Origin of the sequence: Phenylobacterium sp., assembly GCF_035309685.1 — a bacterium.
Taxonomy (GTDB): domain Bacteria; phylum Pseudomonadota; class Alphaproteobacteria; order Caulobacterales; family Caulobacteraceae; genus Phenylobacterium.
The window spans coordinates 1-25,946 of the sequence record NZ_DATGEX010000034.1 but is presented as its reverse complement, the minus strand read 5'-3'; the positions used below and the strand labels follow the sequence as shown (position 1 = coordinate 25,946).

Annotated in this window: 23 protein-coding genes; 8 read left to right on the top strand and 15 right to left on the bottom strand. The window is 66.7% G+C overall.

Annotation, left to right across the window (positions count from 1 at the left end):
* The first annotated feature begins 611 nt into the window (after window positions 1-611).
* On the top strand, window positions 612-1,925 hold the full coding sequence (locus tag VKQ35_RS11170; protein ID WP_324361555.1) for an MATE family efflux transporter: 1,314 nt from the start codon (window positions 612-614) through the stop codon (window positions 1,923-1,925).
* Between the two features lie 173 nt (window positions 1,926-2,098).
* Window positions 2,099-3,688, top strand: a complete 1,590-nt coding sequence (locus tag VKQ35_RS11165; RefSeq protein ID WP_324361554.1) for an O-antigen ligase family protein — start codon at window positions 2,099-2,101, stop codon at window positions 3,686-3,688.
* Between the two features lie 46 nt (window positions 3,689-3,734).
* Here VKQ35_RS11165 and VKQ35_RS11160 read toward each other — a convergent pair whose 3' ends face one another.
* Complete coding sequence (locus VKQ35_RS11160) at window positions 3,735-5,255, bottom strand: hypothetical protein (protein WP_324361552.1); 1,521 nt, start codon at window positions 5,253-5,255, stop codon at window positions 3,735-3,737.
* Between the two features lie 316 nt (window positions 5,256-5,571).
* Between VKQ35_RS11160 and VKQ35_RS11155 the strand changes: the two genes are divergently transcribed.
* Window positions 5,572-6,381 (top strand): class I SAM-dependent methyltransferase, encoded by an 810-nt coding sequence (locus VKQ35_RS11155; protein WP_324361550.1) that lies wholly within the window; start codon window positions 5,572-5,574, stop codon window positions 6,379-6,381.
* Between the two features lie 12 nt (window positions 6,382-6,393).
* Here VKQ35_RS11155 and VKQ35_RS11150 read toward each other — a convergent pair whose 3' ends face one another.
* Both VKQ35_RS11150 and VKQ35_RS11145 read right to left on the bottom strand, forming a co-directional pair.
* Window positions 6,394-7,311 (bottom strand): glycosyltransferase family 2 protein, encoded by a 918-nt coding sequence (locus VKQ35_RS11150; RefSeq protein WP_324361549.1) that lies wholly within the window; start codon window positions 7,309-7,311, stop codon window positions 6,394-6,396.
* A 2-nt stretch (window positions 7,312-7,313) separates the two neighbouring features.
* Window positions 7,314-8,258 (bottom strand): glycosyltransferase, encoded by a 945-nt coding sequence (locus VKQ35_RS11145; protein ID WP_324361547.1) that lies wholly within the window; start codon window positions 8,256-8,258, stop codon window positions 7,314-7,316.
* Window positions 8,259-8,458: 200 nt separating this feature from the next.
* Between VKQ35_RS11145 and welK the strand changes: the two genes are divergently transcribed.
* Window positions 8,459-9,544 (top strand): beta-1,4-glucuronosyltransferase WelK, encoded by a 1,086-nt coding sequence (welK, locus tag VKQ35_RS11140; RefSeq protein WP_324361545.1) that lies wholly within the window; start codon window positions 8,459-8,461, stop codon window positions 9,542-9,544.
* Here the strand turns inward: welK and VKQ35_RS11135 are convergent.
* From VKQ35_RS11135 to VKQ35_RS11095, 9 genes are all read right to left on the bottom strand, one after another.
* On the bottom strand, window positions 9,502-9,915 hold the full coding sequence (locus VKQ35_RS11135) for a DUF4112 domain-containing protein (protein ID WP_324361543.1): 414 nt from the start codon (window positions 9,913-9,915) through the stop codon (window positions 9,502-9,504). The two genes, welK and VKQ35_RS11135, sit on opposite strands and share 43 nt — an antisense overlap.
* An 82-nt stretch (window positions 9,916-9,997) precedes the next feature.
* Complete coding sequence (gene dgcA / locus VKQ35_RS11130; protein WP_324361541.1) at window positions 9,998-10,978, bottom strand: N-acetyl-D-Glu racemase DgcA; 981 nt, start codon at window positions 10,976-10,978, stop codon at window positions 9,998-10,000.
* Window positions 10,979-10,980: 2 nt separating this feature from the next.
* The gene (locus VKQ35_RS11125) at window positions 10,981-13,572 is read right to left on the bottom strand and encodes a polar localization protein TipN (RefSeq protein WP_324361540.1); all 2,592 of its coding nucleotides are present in this window, start codon (window positions 13,570-13,572) and stop codon (window positions 10,981-10,983) included.
* 162 nt (window positions 13,573-13,734) lie between these two features.
* Window positions 13,735-13,965: a hypothetical protein gene (locus VKQ35_RS11120; protein ID WP_324361538.1), complete on the bottom strand. Its 231-nt coding sequence runs from the start codon at window positions 13,963-13,965 to the stop codon at window positions 13,735-13,737.
* A 136-nt stretch (window positions 13,966-14,101) separates the two neighbouring features.
* Complete coding sequence (locus tag VKQ35_RS11115; protein WP_324361536.1) at window positions 14,102-14,926, bottom strand: polysaccharide deacetylase family protein; 825 nt, start codon at window positions 14,924-14,926, stop codon at window positions 14,102-14,104.
* 52 nt (window positions 14,927-14,978) lie between these two features.
* Window positions 14,979-15,569 (bottom strand): DedA family protein, encoded by a 591-nt coding sequence (locus tag VKQ35_RS11110; RefSeq protein WP_324361534.1) that lies wholly within the window; start codon window positions 15,567-15,569, stop codon window positions 14,979-14,981.
* Between the two features lie 121 nt (window positions 15,570-15,690).
* Window positions 15,691-16,236 (bottom strand): methylated-DNA--[protein]-cysteine S-methyltransferase, encoded by a 546-nt coding sequence (locus tag VKQ35_RS11105; protein WP_324361531.1) that lies wholly within the window; start codon window positions 16,234-16,236, stop codon window positions 15,691-15,693.
* Window positions 16,211-17,719, bottom strand: coding sequence for an AlkA N-terminal domain-containing protein (locus VKQ35_RS11100; protein WP_324361529.1), 1,509 nt, complete (start codon window positions 17,717-17,719; stop codon window positions 16,211-16,213). The genes VKQ35_RS11105 and VKQ35_RS11100 overlap by 26 nt, the downstream gene beginning before the upstream one ends.
* 96 nt (window positions 17,720-17,815) lie before the next feature.
* Entirely contained in the window at window positions 17,816-17,971 is a 156-nt protein-coding gene (locus VKQ35_RS11095; RefSeq protein ID WP_324361527.1) for a hypothetical protein, read from the bottom strand.
* 180 nt (window positions 17,972-18,151) lie between these two features.
* Here VKQ35_RS11095 and VKQ35_RS11090 point away from each other — a divergent pair, with 180 nt between their 5' ends.
* Together VKQ35_RS11090 and VKQ35_RS11085 are read left to right on the top strand one after the other, a co-directional pair.
* Window positions 18,152-18,508 carry a hypothetical protein gene (locus VKQ35_RS11090; protein WP_324361525.1) on the top strand — a complete coding sequence of 119 codons (357 nt, stop codon included), beginning with the start codon at window positions 18,152-18,154 and terminating at the stop codon, window positions 18,506-18,508.
* A gap of 84 nt (window positions 18,509-18,592) precedes the next feature.
* Window positions 18,593-20,074 carry an exopolysaccharide biosynthesis polyprenyl glycosylphosphotransferase gene (locus VKQ35_RS11085; protein WP_324361523.1) on the top strand — a complete coding sequence of 494 codons (1,482 nt, stop codon included), beginning with the start codon at window positions 18,593-18,595 and terminating at the stop codon, window positions 20,072-20,074.
* A 7-nt stretch (window positions 20,075-20,081) separates the two neighbouring features.
* Here the strand turns inward: VKQ35_RS11085 and VKQ35_RS11080 are convergent, their stop codons facing one another.
* Complete coding sequence (locus tag VKQ35_RS11080) at window positions 20,082-21,110, bottom strand: alpha/beta hydrolase (protein ID WP_324361521.1); 1,029 nt, start codon at window positions 21,108-21,110, stop codon at window positions 20,082-20,084.
* A 129-nt stretch (window positions 21,111-21,239) separates the two neighbouring features.
* Here VKQ35_RS11080 and VKQ35_RS11075 point away from each other — a divergent pair, with 129 nt between their 5' ends.
* Window positions 21,240-21,485: an XrtV sorting system accessory protein gene (locus tag VKQ35_RS11075; protein WP_324361519.1), complete on the top strand. Its 246-nt coding sequence runs from the start codon at window positions 21,240-21,242 to the stop codon at window positions 21,483-21,485.
* 291 nt (window positions 21,486-21,776) lie between these two features.
* Window positions 21,777-23,159 (top strand): ATP-binding protein, encoded by a 1,383-nt coding sequence (locus VKQ35_RS11070; RefSeq protein WP_324361517.1) that lies wholly within the window; start codon window positions 21,777-21,779, stop codon window positions 23,157-23,159.
* Window positions 23,160-23,249: 90 nt separating this feature from the next.
* Here the strand turns inward: VKQ35_RS11070 and VKQ35_RS11065 are convergent, their stop codons facing one another.
* A complete protein-coding gene (locus VKQ35_RS11065) occupies window positions 23,250-24,212 on the bottom strand; it encodes an EpsD family peptidyl-prolyl cis-trans isomerase (RefSeq protein WP_324361515.1) in 963 nt (320 codons plus the stop codon).
* 257 nt (window positions 24,213-24,469) lie between these two features.
* On the bottom strand, window positions 24,470-25,306 hold the full coding sequence (locus VKQ35_RS11060; protein ID WP_324361513.1) for a PEPxxWA-CTERM sorting domain-containing protein: 837 nt from the start codon (window positions 25,304-25,306) through the stop codon (window positions 24,470-24,472).
* Window positions 25,307-25,946 lie beyond the last annotated feature (640 nt).

The following is a 25,946-nucleotide window of genomic DNA, read 5'->3' as shown; positions in this document are numbered from 1 at the left end:
GAGCTGTTCTCTACATCCAGCGAGCGCAGCACCGCCGCATGCGCCGGGTCCGCAGACGTGATCGTCACGTCGCTGGCGAACGCCTTGCCACTGATCGACACGTCGCCATAGTCGCCCGACGAAAGGCTGATCACGTCGCCGGCATGGGCCGACGCCAACGCAGACGTCAACTGCGATGCGCTTGAGACGTTGATAGTCGTCACTTGGACCCCACTCGTTCTTCATTGGACATTGAAGAGACCGTGACTTGCCCCCGGGCGCCCCTCGACGGGCGCACCGATTTCACGGGACCTCCTCAGTTATTGCCCAGCAACCTAGAGAGTCCGATTTACTCCTGAGTTAAATGTCTTGGTTTAAGAGAATTAATCATACTGGATACCGTATATCTACGTATGCGCTTTGCGATGTAGAGGGCAGATATGTTTGAAAGCTTCATTATGACTTCAAGTCACATTGACTGATGAAATGTTTCTTCAATTTTGGGAAAATATGGCGATTGCGCCGCGCCACCGTTCGCGCGCAAAGCCGCAGGGTGGCCACTCTGCGGCTGCTCCTTTACCGATCCACAACGGGCTGAGCGCAGTTTCTCGGCACATGGAAGCTGAACACTCATGATCTCGCTTAGGCGGCGGCTGACGGATGGGCATCTGAGCGCGGCGCTCGCGGGATCGCTGGTTTCCCTGACAACCAAGCTGGCGGCGGCGGCGGCCGGTGTGGCGCTCACCTTCCTGGTCGCGCGCCGATTTGGCGCGGCAGGTTCCGGCGCCTGGGTGCTTGCCAACACGATCCTGTCCATCGCGGGCTACGTCGCTCTCTGCGGACTTGACTACGGCTCGACCCGCGCCATCGCGATCTACAAAGCCGCCGGCCGCTGGGGGATGGCTCGGGCCTGGACCTGGACGGGTATCCTCATCGTGCTCGTGGTCGGCGGTGCTGTGACGGCGCTGACCCGACTGGCCAGCCCCCTGATCGCCAGCGCCCTGTCGGAGAACGCCACCTCGGCGACAGTCATGACCATCATGTCGTTCGCCATCATTCCGTACGCCGCGATACGGCTCGCGGTCGGAAGCTTCCGGGCCGTCCGCCGTTTCGCGATCGCCGACGCCCTTGAAAGCGGCGTGATCCCGGCTCTGCTCGCCAGTTTGATGCTCGCGCTGAACATTCAGCGTCTCGACGAGGTCGCGCGCGGCTATGTGGCCGTGGCTGCAATCGCCGCAGCGGGCGGTCTCCTCGGATGGTTTGCGATCCTGCAGGGCAAATCCGGCGCACGCGAGCCGCTAATGCCGCGGGAGGCTCTGGTGCGCAGCGTGCCCCTCGGCGGCACGGTCCTGGCCAGTTTGGCCAGCCCGTGGATCGTGACCCTGTTCCTGGCGCACTTTGCGACCACCGCGGAAGTGGGGGTCTACCGGGTCGCCCTTCAGTTCGCCCTTCTCCTTGGTTTCTTGCTGACCGCCGTCGAGACCGGGCTGTCGCCGCAGATCGCCGCTCTGCACAGCCAGAACAAGCTCACTGAGCTCTCCAATTCCGCGAAGCAGATGACCTTGCTACTGTTGCTGGTTGGCGGCATTCCCTGCCTCGCGTTGCTCGTGTTCAGCGGATTCTTCCTGTCGATCCTCGGGCCGGAATTCCCGCAAGGCGCGACGGCCATGCGGATCCTGATCGCCGCGCAGCTATTCAGCCTCGCCACCGGCCCTGTGGGTAGCTTCATGGTTATGACCGGCCTTGAGCGCACCTCGTTTCGCAACGCCATCATCGGTACAGGCATCGTGCTGACCTTGGGTCTCCTGTTGATCCCGCACTTCGGCATCGTCGGAGCCGCGATCGCCAGCGGCTCGGCGACCGTCTTCCGCAACACCGCGGCCACTGTTGTGGTCTGGCGCCGACATGGCCTGTTCCTGCCTCTTGGCATTGTGCGGCGAAAATGACATCGGGAGTCGACCCGTGGGCGTTGTCGGCCGAGGCTAGCGGCCATGAGTCGGATCGGGAGCGCCCGGCGACAGCCCGCGCTTACACCGTCGGATTTGCACGATAGATGAGCATGCTCGGGTTAAATCGACTGAGAGGCTTCTTTACCCGAAGAACGCAGCCGGACGCTGTCGTGCTGAAGCCGTTCGCTGTGCGAATGTCGTTGCCTTGGCGCATTGCCGGCAGGATCGCCATCGTCCTGCTTGGTATCGCTTGTGTCCTCTATGGCTTCGGTTATGCGCTCACGACGCCGTTCCTGCTGAAGCAGTTTCTGGCTCCTTTGCTTCCGCTTGCCTGTCTGACCATTTGGGCCCTCCCCGAAAGCGCCACGAAGCCGACTAGGGCGGTCGAAGACCTCTTCTGGGCGTTTTATCTCGGGGCAATGCTGTGGCCGGGCTACCTGTCCGTCGCCCTGCCTGGCTTGCCCTGGTTCTCGGCCCTTAGACTGCTGGGCTTGCCAATGGCGATCGCCATGCTCGTCCGCCTTTCGACGTCCACGCCGTTCCGTGAACAGGTCGTAGGTACGGTGCGAACGATTCCCTATCTGGGGACGTTCATGGCGGCCTTCAGCGCCATCCAGGTGTTCTCCGTCGCGGTGTCGGACCAGCCCGTCACCTCACTGGATAGTGTGATTGATAACTTGATCGGCTGGACCGCCGTCTTCTTCGTCGCCTGTTACATGTTCCGCCGCCCGGGCGCGGCCGAGCGATGGATCGCGGCCTTCTGCATTTGCGCCGTCGGCCTGTGTTTCATGGGAATCTGGGAGCGACGTCTAGAGCACGTGCCTTGGGGCACACACGTCCCCAGCTTCTTCGCCACGGGAGACGACGCGGTACAGCGCGCCTTGACAGGAACCCGGCGCCTCGGGATCGGTGACTACAGGGTCGAGGGCGTCGAATCCACTTCGCTCGGCATGGCCGAGTTTCTGGCGCTCGCCACGCCATTCCTGCTGCACTACATCGGCGGACCTTTTCGGACTCCCATCAAGATCGCCGCCGTCCTGGCGCTGCCGCTGGTCTTCGTGGTGATCCTCTCGACACAGGCCCGTTTGGGCATGGTGGGGTTCTTTCTCTCGGTTCTGCTCTATCTGGTCGTGTGGGGTGTGAATCGCTGGAAGAGCGCGAAAGGTAGCCTGCTTGGGCCAGCCATCGTGCTCGCTTATCCTGCCTTCTTCCTTGCGTTCGTGGCGGCGAGCTTCACCGTCCAGCGCCTTAAGACGATCGTTTGGGGTAACGGCGAAACCGCTGCCAGCAACGAAGGCCGCATGGAGCAGATGCAAAAGGGTATCCCCATGATCTTCAAGCGGCCCTGGGGCTACGGCGCGGGGCGCGGCGCCGAGAAGTTGGGCTACATGACGCCCGGAGGCACATTGACGATCGACAACTACTTCCTGCTTGTCGCCCTGGATTGGGGAATCCTCGGCTTCATCGTCTACTACGGCATGATCCTCATGGTGACGTGGAACGCCGCACGATACGGATGGGCGCGCACTCTGCGGAACCGCGAACACTCCTATCTGGTGCCGGCAGGCATCGCGCTTGCGGAATTCTTTGTCATCAAGTCGATCTTCAGCCAGACGCACAATCACGCGCTGACCTTTATGATCATGGGGATGGTGGCGGCTCTGATCTTCCGAATTCGTTACGGCGTTCCGGGAGATGAACTGCCCAATTTGCCGCCACTTCAGCCGCCAGCTCGGCCACGGAGTTCGCTGGCGAACTAGGCCTCGGGACGCGGCCTCGATCTCAGGCCATGAGCCGCTGACGACACTATTTGGCCCGCTCCATCTTCTTCGCGAACCTGTCGCGGAGATAGCGCCGGACCTTGTTCGGATTGGCGAGCTTCTTGAATATCGTCAGGCGGTCGCGAGCGTCGCCATATTTGTTGATCTTGAATTCCATCAGTTCCGGCCAGAGGCGCAAGATTACGGCCATGAACAGCGCCTCAGTCCCCTTCTTGGCAGGCTCGACTCCCACGAACATCTCCAGCACGCGGCGCTGACAGAACGGCAGGAAGTTGAGCTTTACCGAGTTGCTGATCGGGCGCTGGCCCATCGACCAGATACCGACCTTCAGCTCCACGAAGGCCATTTCCATGATTACACTGTTGGGTTGGCCCTCAAGTTCGGCGAGCCATTCGCGGAAATTGTCGAGAAGTTCGGGATGCTGCGGCACTGTCAGCCGGTCGGCGATGAAATCCACATCGATCACGCCTTGGTTGATGGTCTCGTAGTCCTGCCGGTAAAGGCGGCACCGCGCCGTCTCGCCGTAGAGGCCGGTCAGGATGGCGTTGCGCTCCGTGAGATCCGCGACCGTCGTATAGGTGCGCCGCGTGACCTCCATCGTGCAGTCGCCAACCATTCGGTCCCAGACCGCCATGGCCTCCTCGCTCGCGGCGTGAAGCGGCATCACCCGGTGAGCCAAGCCAAATCGCTTTGCGATTCGGCTGCTGACATCGGCGTCCATGTCGGTGTTGGGCGCCTCCAGAGTGAAGAATTCCACCTTATCGACGATCGGTCGGCAGGAGGCCACGAGGAGCCGCGAGTCCATGCCCGCCGTGAGGGTCACGCCTAGACTGAAGGCGCGGCTGGCGGCGGCGCTGAACTCCGTGACAGCTTTGGCGGCGACATCGACCGCTTCGTCGAAATCGCGCCACTGGGCGAACTCGCCGGGGCGCGGCCAGAATCGGCGTGCCGTCCACGTCTCCAGGTCGAGATAGTGGTTGGCGATAACCCGGTGGACGCCGCGATGCGCCGTCAAGGTGCCACTGATCCAGCTGCCCGTGCCCTCCTTGCCGATCAGAGTGTTGTGCAGGTCGGCTCGGAAACGGGCCTGGTAGTCCGCTTCCGTGAGCAACAGAGCGACGGAGGACGCGGCCCGCCGGTCGGACGGCGAATAGACGATCGGGAATGACGCCCCGTGATCCATGTAGATGCGTTTGGGCAAGCCCCCGCATGAGACGAAGACAAAGCTTCCCGAAATGCGCGGCAGGAACAGGAGTTCAAGATCGCCGATGGTGGCGATCGCCACCGGAAATTCAGCTTCGCCTTCCGGCAGGAACTCCCCGTGGAATTCGCTGTAGGCGTTGCCCAGCAGGAAGCCGATCCGGCGTCCGCCGGCCGCAAGCACCGGCACGACCGGCAGGTTTCGGTCCGCCGCGATCCAGAAGCCTTCGGCATCGACAAGCCGATAGGACGGGGGAATGTCCGGCTTTTCTGCGGCGACAAAGACCTGTTTGTCGACAATGGGCGCTGCGCGGAAAACGTCTCGCGACGGATCGAAGCTTGGCATTCCGATTCAGTCCCACTCCAAGATCTGTCAACGCCGGTTTTGCGTCCCGGGAGCCCATGGCGGACGGGAGTCGCACCTCGTGCGCGCCGCCCAGCTATTCCGAAAATCTGCGCTCTGTAGATAGACCTTATGATCCTAATTCCCCCATGTTGACTCTTCGTTGATCGGCGCTCGCGCGTTGTAGAGGCGGGGCCCATCGCTGGGGTTCGCCATCGGACTCTCGCACTGGGCGTTCGGCCTTGACCGCTTCCGGTGCGCGCGCAACCGTCGCCACCCATTGGCCGGGTTGGCCAACCGAACAAGAGAGAGGGGCTCCATGCCCGGTAGTTCCGCCTGCATCCTGGACGCCAACCACGCGCCCCCTCGCTACCTGTTCAATTTCCGGCAGTACGAAGTCTCGCACTGCGGCGACTGCGGCCTGATCATGACCGGAAGCGGCTTTGAGGAAGGACAATACGAGGAGCAGGATTACTACACGATGCGGCACAGCTCCCCTGCGGAGATCTACCAGGAATGGGGGTTCCGCTGGCGGTGGATTCTTCGCAGGATTCAGAGCCTACGCGCCAGCGGCTCCAGCCTGGACGTGGGCGCGGGCAACGGCCTCTTCGTGAAGATCGCGGCCGACGAATTCGGCTGGAAGTCTCGCGGTGTAGAACTGTCCGAGAAGGAGGTCGCCTTCGCCAAGCGCATGCTCGACGTCGACATCGAGCAGAAATCGCTGAACGAGATTCCCGAACAGTTCGACATGGTCACCGCCTTCAGCGTCCTTGAGCACGTGGTCGACCCGATCGGGTTGATCCGCGAGATGCGAGATCACGTGAAGGACGGCGGTCTGCTCGTGCTGGCCACGCCGAGCCCGACCTGCATACAGGCCCGGGTCAAGGGGCTTGAGAAATGGGGAATGATATCACCCCCGCACCACATCAACATCTTCAGCCGCAAGGCGCTCTACGGCTTGTTGGCCAAGTCCGGCTTTGAGGTCGTCCGATACGACACGATCAGCACCTATATCCAGTTCCTGCGCCGGTTCGAGCGAGACGGCACGACGTTGCGCTGGATGGTCTTTCAGGCGCTGCGTCTGTTGGGCCTTGGCGCCGATCACCTGGTCATTGCGCGCAAGGTCTGATCTCTGGCGGCCTCACCCCAGCCAGGCCGGCTTGCCTCGTTCGTTTCGGAGCCCGGCCGCCCAGCCGGCCAGGGCATAGCCCAGCTGGCGCCAGGCCCGCCGCTTGCCGAAGCGCAGGCAGAGCAGCACTAGGGCGCAAGGCGCCACGGTGATCAGCCGGATGGGACCTCGCAACCAGGTCAGCAGAATCTTGTTGCGCTCGTCCAGATAGACCGGGCCGCGCGGTCGACCTCGCATGTCGCCGACCGAGCCGGTGGTCGTGCCCTTGTAGTGGAGCACCTGCGCCTCCGGCGCATAGCCGAACCGAAGGCCCAGATCGCTCGCGCGCAGGCACCATTCAACCTCTTCGCAGTAGAGGAAAAAGTCCTCCCGCATCGGTCCCGCCGTCTCCAGAAACCGTCGGCTCAGCAGCATGCAGCACCCGGGAACATAGGCCGTCAGGCGCTCGACAGCGGCTACGTCCGCCGGTGAATCCAGGGCCTCGCCGAAGCCGATGGAAAAGGTGCGCCCCAGCCACGGACGCCAGCCACCCGCGCGGGAGTCGATGGTGCCCTCTGGCGTATAGACCGTTCCCGCTACGGCGTCGCAATCGCCGGCGGACAGCCTTGCGACCAGAGCCGCCAGGGACGTGGGACCGGCGTCTGTATCAGGATTCAGCACCCACCAGGCGTCCGCGTTCGGCGCTTCCCGCAGGCATCGGTTGACCCCCGCCGCGTAGCCCAGATTTCCGGCCGACAGCAGGGCGTTCACCGGCTGTCCGCCAGGAAGTGTCGCCGGGATCGCGGCCACCATCCGCTCGAACGCTTCCGGACCGCCATTCTCGCAGATCACAACCTCGAAATCGGCATAGGTGGAGTGCGCGAGGGCGTTCAGGCAGACGACGATGTCGTCGATATTCCGAAACGTTACGATACAAATCGCGACATGCATGCTCACGACCGCCCAGCCGCCCCGGCGTCGGCGCCCAGTGACTCCACACCCGGACGTCCTTCGCGCACCTGCTGGATGTCGCGTCCAAGCACGGCCCAGGAATCCACGACCCGCCAGAGGCGGATCGCGTAGAGCACCCGAAGCGCGCCAAGGCGTTGGCCGAAGGTGTGCAAACCCGGATTGGTGAGCACCTTGGGCGTGTGAGCGACTGCCGACAGCGGCAGCAGCAGGCTGCGCAGGAACCACCGCAGGCGCCTGCCTGGACGGCCAGCTGACAGGCCATAGGTCTCGATGTTCAGCCGCCGCCATTTGCGCGTCAGTTCTTCCCAGTTGCGCCGCGCCGGATGGCCCACGATCGCCTTGGGCGCATAGCCGAGTTTGAAGCCGCAGCTCTGGGCGCGCTTCGACCACTCGTAGTCCTCGGAAATCCCCGCGCGGAACCCTGCCACCGTTTCGAACAGGCTACGCGGACAGAACAGATTGCCCGACCCCGTGAAGCCCTTCTTCTCGATGTAGGTCTTGAAGTCGAAGGCGAAAACCCGCTCCCAGGCCTCCACCGGCGTCATGCGCTGCTCGTCGCTCACCAGGACCGTGACCTGCCCGCCCACGAAATCGAAGCGGCTCAGGGCCGCGACGCCCTCCTCAATCCAGCGCGGATCGGCCACGCAGTCGGAGTCGATGAAGGCCAGCACCTCGCCCGTCGCCTTCGCGACCCCGCCATTGCGCGCCGGGCCCGCGCCGCGCTCCTCGACCAGCACCACCTGGGCGCGGTCGCCGGCGGCGGCCTGCACGGCGTCGAGGCCCTGGGGCGAGGCGTTGTCCGCGACGATGATCTGCAGCCGCCCGGCCGGATAGGTCTGGGCCCGCAGCGCGGCCAGGCAGATGTCCAGGTTCACTAGGTCGTTGAAGTGCGGAATGATAACCGAAACGGTCGGCTGTTCGCTCATCTCAGACGGGTTTCCGAAAGTGCGCGGTCGCCAGGTGATCCGCCGGCGCGGCGCCGAGGAATCCCACAGCCGACGGCGGGAGGCAATTGGACTCGCGCGAGGCGACAGGCGCGAGATATGGCATCACTTCATCAGTCCTTTACACGGTCGCCCAGATAGGATCGAGCCTATCAGAGGCGGCCCAAAAGATAGGTAAACCGATGAGCGCGGCGGCTGAGCCCCATGCGAACGACCGGGCCTTGGCGCCGAAACGCCTGCGCATCTGCATGGCGGCGTCCGGCGGCGGCCACCTGCGCCAGCTCCTCGATCTGCGCTCGCTGTGGTCGGCGCACGACTACTTCTTCGTCACCGAGGACACCGCGCTCGGCCAGAGCCTGCGCGAGGAGCATCCGACCTACTTCGTGCCCCACTTCGCGCTCGGCCAGGCCAAACTCGGCGCACCGCTGAAGATGGCGTGGCGGGCTTTCATCAGCTTCTTCAAGAGCGCGGCCCTGATCCTGCGCAAGCGTCCGCAGCTGGTGATCACCACCGGCGCCGGCGCGGTCTTCTTCACCGTCCTCTGGGCCCGGATCCTTGGCGCCCACGTGGTGGTCGTCGAGTCGTTCGCGCGGTTCGACCATCCGTCGGTGTTCGGCCGGATGACCAAGCCGCTGGCCCAAGATTTCGTGGTGCAGTCGGCGGCGCTTGCCGCGCACTATCCCGAGGCGCAGTTCTTCGACCCCTTCCGGATTCTCGACACCAAGGTCGGCGCCAAGCAGCCGCTGATGTTCGCGACGGTGGGCGCGGTCCTGCCGTTCGACCGGCTGGTGAACATCGTGGCCGAGGCGCACGCGGGTGGCGCCATCTCCGACAGAATCCTGGTCCAGACCGGAGTCGGCGGCGTCCGTCCGCCGGGCCTTGAGGTGGTCGAGACCTTGCCCTTCGAAGAGGTGAAGGCGCTGCTACGCGACGCCTCGATCGTCGTCTGCCACGGCGGCACCGGCTCGCTGATCACTGCCCTGCGCGAAGGCTGCCACGTCATCGCCGTGCCGCGCCTGTTCCGCCTGGGCGAGGTCTATGACGACCACCAGTTGGAAATCTCTGAAGCCTTCGAAAAGCGCGGCCTGGTCCAAGTCGCCAACACCGCCGAGGAGCTGGCCGCCGCCGTGCGGGCCACCAGGGATCGCGCCCGCGTGGTGGCCACCACCGAGCCGACAGGCCTGACCCAGTTCCTCGAATCTGTGGTCGAACGCATCGCCTCCAGTCACGCTGGGACGGAGCGCCCTCGACCCGCCACAGCCGACTGACGCGCCACCTTGGGCAAACGCCCAAACCGCGCCTCGATGTCCTTCTGCAGCGCGTTGGCCGCCATGGCCTGGCCGCGGAACAGGGTGTCCATCGCCCAGCCGATCACCGGCACGTCGCTCATGGCGCTGTTGACGATCATGTAGGTCGCCATGCGGGTGATGGTCCATGCGGACGCCTTGGCCTGCACGGCCTCGTAGAGCAGCAGACCGCCGGAACCGACGCTGTAGAGCGTGCCCGCCACCGGCACCCAGGCCAGCACCCCGTCCAGGCCCAGGCCCCAGGGCCCGATGCGGACTAGGTTGTCGGAGAGCTTCTTGATCCGCTCGGCGTTGCGCCAGGCGCGCTCGGCGCGGTCTCGGGTCGGTTCCATGACGGCCTCAACGCCGGCGGTGCGCGGCGAGATGCATGTTGTAGCGCCCTATCCTTTCGCAAGCGTGGCTGGGCCGCATTTCCTAACCCCACAGGTCCGGCGACGGCGGCTCGATCAGGGAGCCGGTGATAGCCAGGCCGGGCTCGCGGTCGCGCGTGAGCAACAGCGGCCCGTCGAGGTCGGCGACCTGCGCGCCCTGCGCCAGGATCATGGCCGGCGCCATGGCCAGCGACGTCGCCACCATGCAGCCGATCATCAGACCCAGACCCAGGGCGCTGGCCTCCGCCGCCAGCGCGAGCGCCTCGGTCAGGCCGCCGGCCTTGTCCAGCTTGATGTTCACCGACGCGTAGCGCCGCGCGCAGGCGGCGAGCTCGGCGCGGGTGTGCAGGCTCTCGTCGGCGCAGAGCGGCACCGGGCTCAGATAGCCCTCCAGCGCGGCGTCCTCCCCGGCGCGGAGGGGCTGCTCGATCAGCATCACATCGAGCGCCGCAAGCTCCGGGGCCAGGCGGCGCAGCTCGTCGAAGGTCAGCGCCTCGTTGGCGTCGACGATCAGGCGGGTCTTCGGCGCCGCCGCGCGCACCGCCGCGACCGCAGCCAGATCGTCCCGCTCGCCGATCTTCAGCTTCAGGATCGGCCGCCGCGCGTTCTCCCGCGCCGCCTGCGCCATCGCCTCGGGCGGCCCCAGGCTGATGGTGAAACAGGTCTTCACCGGGTCGAGCCGTGCGCGTCCGGCCAGCGTCCAGGCGCGAACGCCGGCGCGCTTGGCCTCGAGGTCCCAGAGCGCGCAATCCAGCGCATTGCGCGCCGCGCCCGGCGGCAGCAAGCCCTGCAGTTCGGCCCGATCCGCGCCGGCTACGATGCGGCCTCGGACGGTCTCGATCTGCGCGACCACGCCCTCGATCGTCTCGCCGTAGCGGGCGTAGGGCACGGCCTCGCCACGACCGCGGCGCGGCCCGTCCGCGATCTCCGCGACGACGACCGCGGCCTCGGTCTTGGCGCCCCGGGAGATGACGAAGGCTTGCTTCAGCGGCCAGCGTTCGACCTCGGCGCTGAGGGTCCTCACGCCTAGACGATGTCCCCCGCCGCGGCGTCGAGCAGCAGGTAGATGCGGCCTGGATCGTCGCCCAGCAGGGACGCCATCAGGAACCCCTCGGGATCGCGCACCACCGCGTCGTCCACCAGGGTCTGATAGCGGCGCACATAGACCTGCACCTGGCGCTTGATCGCCTCGTCGGTGACCAGGCGGCGCGAAATGCGCCGGGTCGCCGCCGGCGCCAGGCGCTTGACCACCTCGCGGGCGCCGTCGATGTCGCCCACCTGCACCGCGGCGGCGATCTCGTCGATACGAGCCTTGGGGAGCAGCTTGCCGGGATCGACGCCCATGGCCGCCAATTCGTCCCCCAGGATGTCCTGCAGCCGCTCGCCCTCGGCGTCGGCGCCGTCGATGGAGGCCAGCAGGTCCTTCCAGGTCCAGGAGTCGCCCTCGTGCGCCGGCTCCGGCGGCTCGGCGCCGACCCCGCCGGCGGCCTCGAAAACAGCCGAGAACTCCTCGTCGGTCGCCGTGGGCGTCAGCTTGAGCTTCAACCGTGGGCGAAGGCCGGGATCTTCCGGCGGCTCGGCGGACGCGGCCATGGGCGCCGCGCGCGCGGGCGCCGGCTCCATCAGGTCCTCCAGCGCCAGATCGACCTCATCCTCTTCGACCCGCGCGGGCGGCGGGCTGGGCCGCGCAGGCGGCGCGTCGGCCTTGGCGACCGGGCGAGGCCGAGCGGCGCGGGACGCCGGGGCGGGCGCCGCCAGGGATGGCGCGCTGAACGGCGCGGCCGGCAGCGTCGCGGAGACTCCCATCAGGCGGACCGCCTCGCTCAGCATTTCGAAGTTGCGGCGCGCGCGGTCCTGGAACGCCGCGTCGATGGCCTGCGCCTCCTCAGCCGTGTGGCGCGCCTGGGCGGTCAGCTCCTCCAGCCCCTCGCGGACCGCGGCGCGGACCAGGTCGATCTGGTCCTGGGCGGTGGCCGGCAGCTTGGTGGCCCGCTTGTCGACGTCGGCCATCATCTCCTGCAGGGCGGCGAGCGAGGCGCGCGCAGCCGCGGCGCCCTCCTCCAGCCGCTGCGCGGCGGCGGCGCCGGCTTGGTCGACCATCTCGGAGGACTGTTCGACGAGCGCACGGGCCTCGGTGAGCCGCGCCTCGAACACCTGATTGGCCTTCTGGCCGGCCTCGAAGGCGGCTTCCGAGAGCTGGTCGACCTGTTCGCGCGCGGCCGCGGCATGGCTGGCGGCGGCGGCGCGGGTCTCTTCGGCGGCGGCGGCGAGCGCGTCGATGGCCGCGCGCGTCTGGGCCTCCAGTTGCGCACGCTGCTCGGCGGCGGCCTCGGAGACCGTCTCCAGCGACCGCAGGGTGGACTGGCCGAACTCCTCGCGCTCGGCCGAGGCGGTCTCGGCCAGATCGCGAAACTGCGCGGCCGCATCGACCATCAGGTTGCGCAGGCTCTCGCCGCCCTTCATCGCCCGGTCGGTCAGTTCGACCGAGGACGCGCGGGCGTCATCGATGAATTCGGCCAGCTTGGCGGCGTGGGCCTCGGCCTCTACGGCGAAACCCTCGTGATCGGCCTTCAAGGTCTGGGCGAGGGTGATCAGCGCAGTGCGCTGCTCGGTCAGCCCGCCCTCGACGGCGCGCACCTGATCGGCGACGCCAACGCCGGCGGTCTCCAAGCGGGCGATGTGGCGGGTCAGATCCTCGCCGGCGGTGCGGGCCGCATCGCTGGCCTCGCCGGCGGCCGCGGCGAGGTCGGCCGCGCGGGCGGAGAGCGCCGTCTCGGCCTCGCGCAGCTGGGTTTCGGCGAGTTCCGTCGCCTCCGCCACCATCTTGGCCTGCTGGTTGATGCTGTCGATCACCCGGTGCGCTTGGGCGTCCAGGCTGTGGGCGAGCGCGCCCATCTCCGAGCGTTCGCGGCCCATGGTCGTCGTCAGTTCGCGGGTGGTGCGAATCGAACTGTCGGTGCTCTCCACCAGCCGCTCGCTCTCCAGCGCGAGCGCATCGCGCAGCGCCAGCAGGGTCTCACGCGCCTCATCGGCGGCCTCGCCGGCGCGGACGATCTCGTCGCGCACGCTGCGGGTGACATCGCCGGCGCGGGCGGCCGCGGCCACGGCCGGGCCCAGCATCTCCTCGGCCATGGCCTTGGCGCGGCGCGCCTCGGCGCCCAGCTTCTGGCCCTGGCGGATCATATAGGCGCAGCCGAACACGAAGATCGCCGGCCCGATGGCCAACATGGCGAACACCACCAGCGCGAAGCTGTCGTTGTGGAACGGCGCGACGCCGCCGCGGTAGCCCAGGGCGAACGCGATCGGCGCCAGGGCCCAGAGCGCGGCCACGGCGAATGCGACCAGATAGATCGGCCAGGCCGACGGCGGCCGATAGGGATCGGGCGCGGCGTCTTCATAGGCCTCGACCACCGAACGCGTGGCGGGCGTGCGCGGCTGAGCGGCGGTGACGGCCGATCCCTCCGGCGGCGGCTGCAGCGGCCGGGCGGCCGCGGCGTCCAGTTCCAGGGGCTCGGCGTCCTCGTACACGGCGGTCGCCGTTGCAGCCGGCATCTCAGCAAGTGGCTCGCGTAACGAGGCGCCAAAATCCGCCGGCTGCGTCCGCTTCTTGATCTTCATACGCCTCTTCCGCCGGCGGCCCTAAGCCGCTGAACGCCCCAACCGAGGCCTGCCCGGCAGTCCCCGGCAAAGGATTACCTGCGATAGGTCGCGACGCAAACAGGCGCGCGCGCCGCAGGGGCGAACAAAGCGGCGATCAAACGATGTTGTGAGATGGTTCGCTCAGACCTTGAGCGTGTGCGCCGGACGCTTCGGCTGCGGACAGGAGGTCAGCCTCATGACCTTGTGCGTCGAGGTCTGGACACCGGCTGGGGTGCGGGCGATCACCCGCTCCGCCGCCGGCGGCGTAATCCGCTCGACCTGCGCCGGCTCCATGGTCACGCCAAAATGCGACAGGGCGACGGCGGAAGAATGCACAACCACCGTGGCGACAATCTCGGTAAAGGTCGTCATCGCCGATCCCCGGCTCCAAAGCGATTCCGTCGAGCGGTGTTATACGGCAAGCACGGCCATAGGGCGACGGGGCGGCGCGTGAATTTTGCGTAATGTTCCGGGACGATGGCAGCGTCCGCGCCGGCGCGACGCCCGATCATGCGGGCCGGCCCCAGCGGCTCTCCACATAGTCGAACACCTGGCCCATCGGCGCGCACCAGACGTCGAGGCTGGCGATGTGGGCGAGGATCTTGTTGTGGGTCGCGACGCTGGTGTCGCCATCGGTGCGCCAGGCGGGCAGGACGTCGTGGAACACCAGGATCGCCCAGCCGCCCTGCGCCACCGTCTCATTGAGGTAGCGGATCGCCGGCGCCACGGCGTCGGACTCGTAGGTCGGCTCGAAGGCGTGCAGGTGCAACGGATCGGCCGCCGCCACCTCCGGTCGGTTGGGACCGCCGGCGGTGGTGCGTGCGGCGATCACGCCGTCCCGCTCCAGCACGCGGCGGTAGCGGGCGTAGCGCTCATGGCGGCCGCCGCGACCCAAGCCCAGGTAGCCGCAGGGATAGGCGAAGGTCCGCGCCCGATCCGGCCCGAAGTTGTGGTCGAGATAGCCCTCCATCCGGTCGATTTCCGCGCTCTGGAACCGCCCGGCGGAATAGCCGGCGAGCGCGCAGGGATGGGTCATGGTGTGGTTGGCGACCTCGTTGCCGTCGTGGGCCAGGGCCTCCCAGTCGGTGAGCCGCCAGTGGGCGTTGGTCTCGGTCAGGAAGAAGGTCGCCTTCCAGCCGAGGCGTTTCAGTTCCGGCGCCGCGTTGTCGAGCTGGCTGTTCAGCCCGTCGTCATAGGTCAGGCTGACCGCGGCCTTGGCGCCGTCCGGCCACTCGCGCGGCTGTGCCCGCGCTTCCCCGGCCATGGCGGCGCCGGCCAAGCCGCCGGTCAGCAGCGTAAAGAGCGATCGTCGGGAAAGTTGAGAAGAGTCCATGGACAACTGAGGGCTACGCCGCGCCGAAAGTTCCTGCAACGCAGCTCGCGGCTCAGTTGATCTCAGGCGCGGTTTCCGGCGCAGGCTTGCGCCGGCGCAACAGGTAGCGGACCGCCCAGATGATCGCCACGACCACCACGATCGCGCCCGCCACGATCAGGCTCCAGCGGCGGGCGTGATGGCCCTTGCCCAGCAGGCCATGCACCGCCTCGCCGAAGATGAACCCGGCCATGGTGAAGGTTGTGGCCCAGATCACCGCGCCCAGGATGTTGAGGATCGTGAACCGCCAGGTCGGCACCTGGGTGACGCCGATCGCGATGGGGCTCGCAACCCGCAAGCCGAAGATGAAGCGGAAGGCCAGCGTGTAGCTGATCGGATATTTCTCGATGAAGCCTAGCGCGCGGGCGAAGGCCGGCTGCTGCGTCGCGCGCACCACCCAGCGGTGGCTGCGGAACCGCCGTCCGGCCACGAACAGCAGGTGGTCGACGACGCCGGACCCGGCCGTGGCGGCCAGCAGCACCAGCCACAAATGCAGGATATGCTGGCGCGCCAGAAAACCGCCGAGGATGACCGCCGACTGGCCCTCGAAGCCCGCGCCCAGGAAGATCCCGACCGGTCCGTACTGTCGCAGGAACTCTTCCATCGCCTCGCCGGTGATTGGCCCCCGAGGCTCTTCGAAGGAAAAGGCTCGCCGCCCCTATGTAGGGGGACGCCGCTCATAGCACAGCCCGCGCGCCGGTCAGCGGGCGATTAGGCATCGGTCGTCAGGCAGCCTGCTTGTCGCGGTAAGCCGCCCCTTCGTGGTCCAACAGCCAGCGCTTGCGCGGGAGGCTGCCGCCGTAGCCGGTGAGCGAGCCGTCGGTTCCAATCACCCGGTGGCAAGGCACCACCACCGCCACCGGATTGGCCCCATTGGCGTGGCCGACAGCGCGGACGGCGGTGGGACGCCCGATGCGCCGCGCCAGGCCCGCATAGCTCAGGGTCTCGCCGGCCGGGATGCTGCACAACGCTTCCCAGACCTGGAGCTGGAACGCCGTGCCGGACGCCTTCCATGGCACGGTCTCCAACGCATCGGCCTGGCCCTTGAAATAGGCCTCGAAAGGTCCGCGCACCGGCGGCGGCGCGCGGCCTTCGACCAGCGTCGCCTTGGGGTAGTGGCGGCCGATCCACGCCCGCATGCCAGGTTCGTACTCGGTCCAGTTGAAGGCGCGCAGCACGCCTTCCTCGTCAGTGACCAGCAGGGCTGTTCCGATGGGCGTCGCGAGCCGGTCCAGCGTCAGGGTCTCAGGCGGCGCGTTTGCGGTCGGCATCGGTCTTGGTCCTCTTCGGGGCGGTGATCTGGTCAGCGTCGGCGGCCCAGAGATGTTGCGCGGCGTAGGCTCGCCAGGGCCGCCAGGCCTCCGCGCGGGCCAGGAGTTCGGCTGGCGTCGGCCGCTGGCCGCTTTCGTCAGCCATGCCGCGCATGAGGCCGATGTCGGCCTGCGGGAAGGCGTCGGGTTCGCGCAGTTCGCGAAGCGCGATGTACTGCGCCGTCCATTCGCCGACACCCGGCAGGGCTTTCAGCGCGGCGATGGTGCTTTCGAGGTCGCCGCGGGGTGTGAAGATCGCCGGGTCGGCGGCCACCGTGCGCGCCAGCGCCTCCAGGGCCGCGCCCCTGGCCTTGGGCATGCCAAGGGCGGCGATATCCTGGCCGACAATCTGCTCCGACGATGGGAAGGCCCGCGTCAAGCCGAGCGCGACGGCGAAGGGATCGTCGATCCGCGTTCCGTAGGCTTCCGTCAGCTTGGCGGCGAGGCCGCGCGCGGCGGTGACGGTGATCTGCTGACCCAGGATGGCGCGCACCGCGAGCTCGAATCCATCCCAGGCGCCGGGCGCCCGCAGGCCGGGCCTGGCGGCGACCAGCGGCGCCAGCGCCGGGTCCTGGCTCAGGTGCGCTCCGATCAGGCCTGGGTCGGCGGTCAGGTCGAACACCCGCCGGATGCGGGCGATCACCGCCGGCAGGGCCTGAACCTTCGGGAAGCGGATTTCCGCCACCAGGAAATCGCCTGGGCCCGGCGAGACGGTCACCACGCCCAGCGCGCCGTCGACCGCCAGGGTCCGCGCGTAGCGCTTGGGTGAAACGGCCTCGACGCCGGGGATCGCGCGCGCCGACAGGAAACTGATCATCGCATTCCAGTCGTAGGGCGCGCGATACGGCAATCTGACAGTGATGCCGCCGGCCGCCGAACCCACGTCCTCGGCGCGGCTGCGGCGCAGCGCGCCCGGCGGGCGGCCGAAAAGCTGTTGGAAGGTCTCGTTGAACCGCCGCACGCTGCCGAAGCCCGAGGCCAGCGCCACCTCGCCCATGGGCAGGAGCGTCTCCTGGATCAGCTGCTTGGCCAACAGCACGCGGCGCGTCTGGGCGACCGCCACGGGCGAGGCGCCGAGGTGTTGGCGGAACAGGCGCCGCAGCTGCCGCTCGCCGACGCCGAGCCGCGAGGCGAGCGCGTCGACGTCGCCGCTATCCATCGCGCCCGCCTCGATCAAGGCGAGCGCCCGGCTGACCGTGTTCGAGGTCCCGCGCCAGGCGCCCAGGTCCGGCGACGACTCCGGCCGGCAGCGCAGGCAGGGCCGATAGCCGGCCTCCTGGCATGCCGCCGCCGTCGGATAGAAGGTCATGTTCTCCGGCTTCGGCGTCCGCGCCGGGCAGACCGGGCGGCAGTAGATGCCCGTGGTCCTGACCGCGCCGAAAATCCGCCCGTCAAACCGCGGATCGCGGGTCAGAAAGGCTCTGCGGCAGGCTTCGAAATCCATGTCCATGGCGGCAAGATGGGGGCTCAGCCCGGCGAAGTCTCGCGGTTTTCGGACATCGGTGGTGAGTCACTAGCGGTTTTCGGACGCCCAAACCCGCTAACTTGGGGCGTCGTCGCCCGTCGCCGTTGCGGACTTGTTGGCCTCAAGGATCTTGCGCGCGGCGCGGGCGTCCAGCCGCGACAATATGATCGTGCCGATGACAATGCAGACGACGAGGCCCGGCAGCGACAGGATTTCGAGCACGTTCTCCATCGCGCGAACCTGAGGCGGCCACGACAAGGCGTCAAGATCACAAGCCCAGGTGCAACCGCGGACGCATCTTTTGTCATGCTGAAGGCGTAGGTCTTGCAAGGTGGGACCGCTAGGATGTCCTTGTCCAATCACGGGACTGTCCTCAGCGGACATCTGGTCTCCGAGGTCTGAACTGGTTCGATGCTACTCTGGGTTCTCTTCCTGACCGGCCTGACGCTGATCGCGGCCACCGCTTGGCTCGTGCTCTCAATGAGCCGGGCGGAGCGGCGGGCGCGGCGCAGCCTCTATCGCTCCCTGGGATTGGCCGAGGCCACCGTTGAGTTCCTGATGGAGCGCAACCGCGACGTCCTGACCGAGCTCTCCTACGTGCGCCAGGACGAGATCGCTCTCAATGAGGCGATGCAGATGACCCCGCCGCGCACGGCCGCGGGCATTGGAAACCGCCCCAATCTGCGACTGGTCCGACCCGATGCCGACACCTCGCTGCTGCCCGGCGAACGGCCAGCCGCGTCGAACGATCGGCCCACACACCACTAGCCGCGCCGGTCGGCGCCCACGGATTAACGGCTTGCTCAGCCGGTTCGTGCATGGTCGCCGCATACCAAGTGAGGCGAAGACCCCATGCCCTACGACGCGGCCGCCGAAGGCGCCGAGCACGGAAAATCCGACGCTGACCGCCGTGGCCCGTTGCGGCCCTCACGCCTGGCGAGCGCGCGGTCGCGGCTCGGCGGCGGCTCGCTGACCCGCTTGGTGCAGGCGAGCGACCTCGCCCTTCTGGCCGCCCTTTTCGCCGTCAAATGCCACGGCGACGCCCTCTCCGGCTCGAACCCGTTGCTGCTGGCCGCCTCGGTCCTGGTCGCCGCGACGCTGGTCAGCCTTGAGGCCTACCAGCTGACGGCGCGCGAGCGGACCTACGCCCACCTCTACAAGGTCGTCGGCGCGGTCGGCGGATCGGGCTTCATGATGCTGGCCTTCGCCTCGGTCACCGCCCCGGCGGCCAGGACGGGCGCCATCCTGACCCTCGTCGACTGGTGCCTGACCGCGACGCCCCTGCTCGCCGCCGCACACCTCGCCTGGTTCAGCTACATCCGCCGCCTTCGGCGCCAGGGCCTGTTGACCCCCAACCTGATGATCGTCGGCGCGACGCCGGCCGCCCAGCGTCTGGTGGCGCTGGCGCTCTCCAATCGAGACGTCAACGTGCTCGGCATCTTCGACGACCGGGGCGAGCGTGCGCCCAAGCATATCTTCGGCGTGCCGGTGCTAGGCCGCACGGCCGATGTGAAATCGCATCGCCTGCTGCCCTATGTGGACCGCATCGTGGTCGCCGTGCCGTCCGGGGCGACGGCGCGCATCGCCCAGTTGATCGCCGAACTCGCGCCCTGCCCCAACGACGTCAGCCTGCTGATGGACGGCTTCGACGCCGCCACCGAAAAGGCCGCGCAGGAGCGCCTGCTCGACATGCCGCTGTCCCTGCTTTCAGGCGTTCGCCGCGGTGCGCTGCAGGCCCTGCTGAAGCGGACGATCGACGTCACCTTCTCGCTCGGCGCCTTGATTGTGCTGGCGCCGGCGCTCGTCGCCATTTCGATCGCCATCCGGATGGACAGCCCAGGGCCCGTGCTCTTCAAGCAGCGCCGCCACGGCTACATGAACGAAGAGGTGCTGGTCTGGAAGTTCCGGTCCATGCGCACCGAGATGAGCGACTACGCCGCCGTCCGCCAGGTCACAGCCGACGACGACCGGGTGACCAAGGTCGGCAAATTCCTGCGCCGCACCAGCCTCGATGAGCTGCCGCAGCTGTGGAACGTGATCCGGGGCGAAATGTCGCTGGTCGGACCGCGTCCGCACGCCATCGGCATGCTGACCAACGGCGCCGAGGCCTCCAAGCTGGTGGAAAGCTACGCGCACCGCCACCGCATGAAGCCGGGCCTCACCGGCTGGGCGGCCGTCAACGGCTCGCGCGGGCCAGTGGACACCCCGGAGGCCGTCCGCCGCCGCGTCTCGCTCGACCTGGAATATGTTGAGCGCCAATCGGTATGGCTGGACCTGTCGATCATGGCCCGCACCCTGCCCTGCGTACTGGGCGACAGCGCGGTGGTGCGCTAACGGAAACTCAGCGCTTGCGGGCGGCCTGAACCAGCTCGATCGTGGCGTTCGCCACCACCTCCGGCCGGTCCTTCATCATCAGGTGCGAGGACTTCACGATCCGTTGGTCGCCGTGCAGGAAGCGGTCGGCCAACTGCCGATGCAAGGCCTGCCAGACCCTGGCGCCTGGGTCGTCCGAGCCTGCGACCGCGCCGTCGGCCTTGCCCGCCGTCAGTACGATCGCTGGAATGTCGCGAAGGATGCCGCCCGTGCGGTCGACCTCGTCCGACGTCGTCGTGAACAGGTTGTCCAACTCTGAGACCTGAGTCCGCCAGGTTTCGGGCCGCAGCTCGATCTGTCGGGTATGCGCGTCCGCGCCGGCCTGGACGCACTCAAGCAACGCAGGATCGTCTACCGCCGTCTTCGCCGCTGAGGTCAGGCCGAGGCAGCGAAGCGGACGCCGTTCGATCCCCTCCAACGTCCCTGCGCCGGGCCCGAAGATCGCCTGCATCCGCTGCGTCTGGTGCTCCACAGAGCTGTCGACGAACACCATTCCGACGACCTCTTTGGGCCGCCGGGCGGCGAACAACCGGGCGTAGAGCCCTCCCGCCGAGTGGCCGACCACGACATAGGGGCCGCCGACGCCAGCCGCGTTCAGCCCATAGTCAAGGTCCCGCGCGATCGCCGCCCCGTCCCGCGGCGTCGGCCCCGGATCGCTGAACCCGTAGCCGGCGCGGTCGTAGGCGCAGACGCGAGTCGTCTGGGCGATGCGCGGCGCCACGTCGCTCCAGGCGCTCGCGCCGGCCCCGAAGCCGGATTCCAGAATGACTGTCGGCGAGCCGTGACCCATGCAGCGAAGGCTGAGCTTTCGATGGTCCGGCAGGCTCGCCAGGCGTCCCGAACGCTCAAACGCATCGCTGGAAAGCGGTGACGACGCTGGCCCCGCGCCACAGGCCGATAGGCTGGAGACCAACGCGACGGCGCCCCCAACGGCGCGTCCTATCCTGTTCAGCCGAATGACACTAATCATCACTATCTCGCGCGACCACTTGCCCATGCCACGGCCAAGGTCCACGGGCCGGCTTGTCCAGCGTGATCCAACGAACGCGACACCGCGAACGCTTGCACGTATCTTGCATCATCCGGCATAGGAAGGGCTCGCGTTCGCGGCCGGGAGGGCACAGCTGTGGAAACTGTCTACGATTGGATCACGATCGCGATCTTCGGCGGGCTGGTGGTCCTGTTCCTGCAAAGGTCCATGGCTGAGAAGGAACCGCAGGACACGATCTATCACTACCTGCCGCCAGCCATCGGCTGCGCCGTGGCGAACTATGTGGGCAACCATGGACAAGGGCCCCTCTCGGCGGGCATCGCCCTGGCCGTGCTGATCTACATCGTGCTGGTCCTCAAGCCCTTCGGTCTGAAATTCTAGCTACGCGACTCCGCGTTGTCCGGGCTGGCGTCCGTCGGGACTTGGCGCCCGTATCTAGTTAATAGCGTCGCGAGTCGGGACTCGCGTTGAACCGATTCCAAACTCGCCGGCTCGAACGGCGAGGGGCCGTGTGCGTTAGACACAAAACCGCTCGCTTCCGCGGTTAAGTAAACGGAAGGCAGAGAGCGTGCAGTATACCAGCCTGGCGCTCCTGACCGCTCAGATGCGCCGGGCTTGCCGTGCATCTTGGGGCTTCCAAGCACCGAAGCGCTGAAGCGATGGAGATTTGAGTTGGCTGGCTTGGACCTGAAGATCGGCTCGCTGTTCAAGAAGAAGGACAGGACCGCGAGGGAAGCGCGTGAGCCGCGCGGCCCGGCTGCGGTCGTCCAGCCGATGCACCGCGACTCCGCACGTAAGCTGAAGGACAAGGGCTCGCTGCCCCGCTTCCACTCGATGGCCAGCGATCAGGCCAGCGGCTGGGCGCCCGACCGTTTCGCCTCCATGCGCGCCAAGCTGCGCCTGGCCTTCACGCCCTCTCAGCCGGTCGCCGACCGCCGGATGTTCGCCGGCCGCGAAGACGTCCTGAAGACGGTCATTCGGGCCATCGAGGACCAGCGCCTGCACGCCGTGCTCTATGGCGAGCGTGGCATCGGCAAGACCTCGCTCCTGCACATGCTGTCGCAGGCGGCGCAGGAAGCCCGCTACATCGTCGTCTATACATCCTGCGGCGCGAACACGACTTTCGACGAAATCTTCCGGGCCGCGGCGGCCGATATCCCGCTGCTGTTCCACAGCGGCTTTGCTCCGACCACATCGGAGGCCGAGAAGGGCGCGACGCTCGCCGACCTTCTGCCGCCGGGACCGGTTTCGCCCCACAAGTTCGGCGATCTCTGCTCGAAGCTGACCGGGACCCGCGTCCTGATCATCCTCGACGAGTTCGACCGCTGCGAGTCCGGGGCGTTCCGCCGCGACGTGGCCGAACTGATCAAGAACCTCTCCGACCGTCTGGGCCGGGTGCAGCTTGTGCTGGCCGGCGTCGCCGCCGACCTCACCGAACTCGTCGAGCACATCCCGTCGATCCGGCGCAACATCTTCGCGTTGCGCGTGCCGAAGCTGGCCGACGCCGAGGTGCTGCAGATCGTGGCCAATGGCGAGCGTGAGGCCGGCCTGACCTTCGATCCCGCGGCGAGCACCCAGGTGGTCGCCGTCGCGCTGGGCTCGCCCTATATCGCCAACTTGCTGTGCCACCACGCCGGGCACTTCGCGCTCGACCAGGGGCGCAGCACCGTACTGCCGCGCGACGTCTCCGATGCGGTCGACCGCGCGGTGATGGAATTCCAGGGCCGGATCGGCAAGCCGGTCCAGGCGCGCATCCGCCAGATGTTCGAACGCGGCGAGTCCGAGGTGCTTGCGCTCGCCGCCCGCGCCGCGCTGTCGGCCGACGGCCCGTTCGGCGCCGCGGAACTGCAGGCGGCCAACGGCATCGACGCCAAGCGCGCCCAGCATGTGTTGCAGGAACTGACCAACGAACGGCTGCTGCTGCAGCAGGACGACAGCGAGGCTGGCCTTCGCTACGAGTTCGCCGAGGAAGGCCTTCCCACCTTTCTGTGGATCTCCTGGGCGAAGGAGAACGTCCGCACCGAGCCGGGCCCGGCCCGCGTCGCCAACCGCTGATCTCCAGCGCCGGGAGGCGCTGATCCACAATGAAAGAGAGCCGGCGCCCTCAAGCGCCGGCTCTTTCCATTTCGGCAGGGCCGCGCGGCGCTATTTAGCCGGCGGGGCCTTCGCATCGGCCGCGGGCGCAGCCGCGGCGGCAGGCGCCGCAGCCGGAGTTGCCGCGGGCGTGGCCGGCGCCGCCCCAGGCGCCGGAGGCGGCGTGAAGGGCTTATCCGGCTTGTAGGCCGGATTGTAGGTGATCGACTTCTCGGCGCCCGAGCGCAAGGCGATCATCTGGGTGCGGACCAGATCCTGCGCCTTCTGATTTCGAAGCACGCCGAGCGCATAGTTCACCGCAAGGTCGCCGCTGATCGGCAGAGACTTGGTCGACGCGATCCGGTTGAACATCAGGGCGCCCTGCTGCGGCACGATGAAGACCTCGCCCGCGGGAAGCTTGTCGATCTGCTCAATCATGCGCGGATCGGTGTTCAGCGTGTCGAGCGTCGCCACGTTTTCCCGGTACGGAACGCCGCGAGCATCAAACATGTTTTTCACTTCTTCCAGCGTTTTCAGTGGCTTGAATTCATCCGGCTTGACCTTGCCATTAGGCTGAGCGACCAGCTGGTCAACAATCATCACCTTGTGCTGTGCGAACATCGTTGGGTGGCTGGCGACGAAAGACTGCGCGTCGTCGCGGGTCGGCGCGGCCGCCGCGGCAGCGAGCTTGCGTTGATACAGCTGCGCGAGCAGCGTCTCTTCGCCACGGCGTACCTGCACGGTATACTCCGGCGTCTTGTCGAGCTTGGCCTCCTTGGCCTTCTGCGTCAGCAAGTCCCGCATGATGATCTGCTGCAGCGCCTGCTGCTGCGCGGCCTTCATGACCTTAGGGTCCTTGGAGGTGAAACCGCCCAATTCCCGGTTCAGCTCGATGGTGGTGATCTCGTCACCGTTCACCGTGGCGACGACCTGCCCCTTGGGCTTGCCGCCCACCATGCTCTTCACTTTGTCGCAGCCCGAGAGCGCCAAGGCCGCGGGCAAGACCGCAACCAGTATCAACGACTTTGCCTTCAAGGTCCCCTCCGTGAGGTCAAGACTCACCAGCGCGTTGCGCGCCTATTTACACTATCGCACGCCATTGGATGACCGGCCATGGTTAGGCCGAGAGCGCGCACATCGCCAGCATGGCGGAGAATGATTAAGGCGATCATGCCGAATGGGAGGCTCACGACGGCGCCGAGGGCGATCCGCCCAACCTCCTGGTTCCAGACAGCAGAAGGCCGTCGTTCCGGACGGAACGACGGCCTTCTTAGGACTGGATATCCTGGATCTTAGGCAGCGACCGCAGTCGCGCGGCGGCGACGGAGCATGGCGCCCATGCCGCCGAAGCCGACGAGCATCAGGCCCCAGGTCGCCGGTTCAGGAACCGCCAGGAAGCTGAAATTGCCGCCGCCATTGGCCTTGAAGCTTTCCAGAGCGTCGCCGGTGTGGGCGCCGAAGTGCGGATGCACGCTGCCAAGATCAAGCACGAATTCCTGGCTGCCCGGGATGAGGCCCGTAAAGGGTTCAACGGCCGATGTGAAGTGGAGCGACCCACCGTTGCCGATGGTCACGTTCGTCGACCCGGTCCCACCAGCGCCCTGGATCCAGGCATCGCTGAGTGTGCCGCTCAAAAGGTTGGTACCAGCGGCGTAGCTATGGCCATTGATCACGGTGGCGTTGGCGAGCGTGAAGCTGAACGCGCTGACCCCGTTGGTCAGGCCTTGCTGAAGCCAAGTCTGGCCAGGTCCGCCCGGCGGAATGGCAGCGAAGCCGGTCTCGCTCATGCTCGCCGTGAAGTTGGCGAGGAGGTCGGTACCGTCCTGCGACAACGCCGGATCGCTGAAGCTGAATTCAACGAGCAGACTGCCGATCGCCCCCTTCGAGGTCAGCGTCGAGAAGGAACCGTTCTTGCTGTTGTTCGCGGCGCCGCCAGCGTTCGCCCACGAATAATCGTCGACAGCGGACTTCTGATAGTTGCCGTGAGTATCAAGCACCGGGTGGCCGTTGGCATCCACCACGATTGGATTGAAGTCGGCAAACACAGCGGCCTGCGAAGGCGCTGCGACTGCGAGCATGGCGAGAGCCGCGACGGCCGAGGCCGAAAGCAGCTTGGTGGAAAATTTCATAGGTCCAGTCCTTCTTAACGTCTCGTTACCTGTACCGGAGCGTCGGCGCACGGTCAACAATTACATAGCAAATTCTTTGAAAGTCCGACGCTCAGCAGCCGCCCAACTGGCGCAGTTTGGCGCTAAAATTCGCGCCTGAGGAGAAAGAGAAAAAAATTTCTCTCGTATTTTCAGCATATTATGGCGTCTTTATGCCGCGGCGCTGGTCATTTGATTTTTTTGAGCGGGGTCGCGAGCAGAATTCCCCTGGGAGGCGAACTCTTCGCGCATCGCAGTATGTAGCGGGTTTCCATTACTAGAATCGGTCCGAAGGGTGTTCTTGCCGAGTATTTCTCGAATAACGCCTATTGAGACATTTTTTGTTTCGATGATTATTATTTGTCTCTTCTTGCAATCATCTTTAATTCGACAATTTAGAGCGCCCGTCGCCAAGGCTCAGCGAACGTGAGTTTTTGAAGAGCTCAGGCGGTTGTATTGGCGCCCGTCCCCGGTTGTCCCGCTAGTAAGCGCGGGGATCGCGGAAGATGAGGGGGACGGTGCGGGCCAGGATCGCCATGTCCAGAGCCGGCGACCACTCCTCGATATAGCTGTTGTCGGCCGCCACTCGGTCGCTCATGCCGCGGGTGTCGCGGATCTCGCC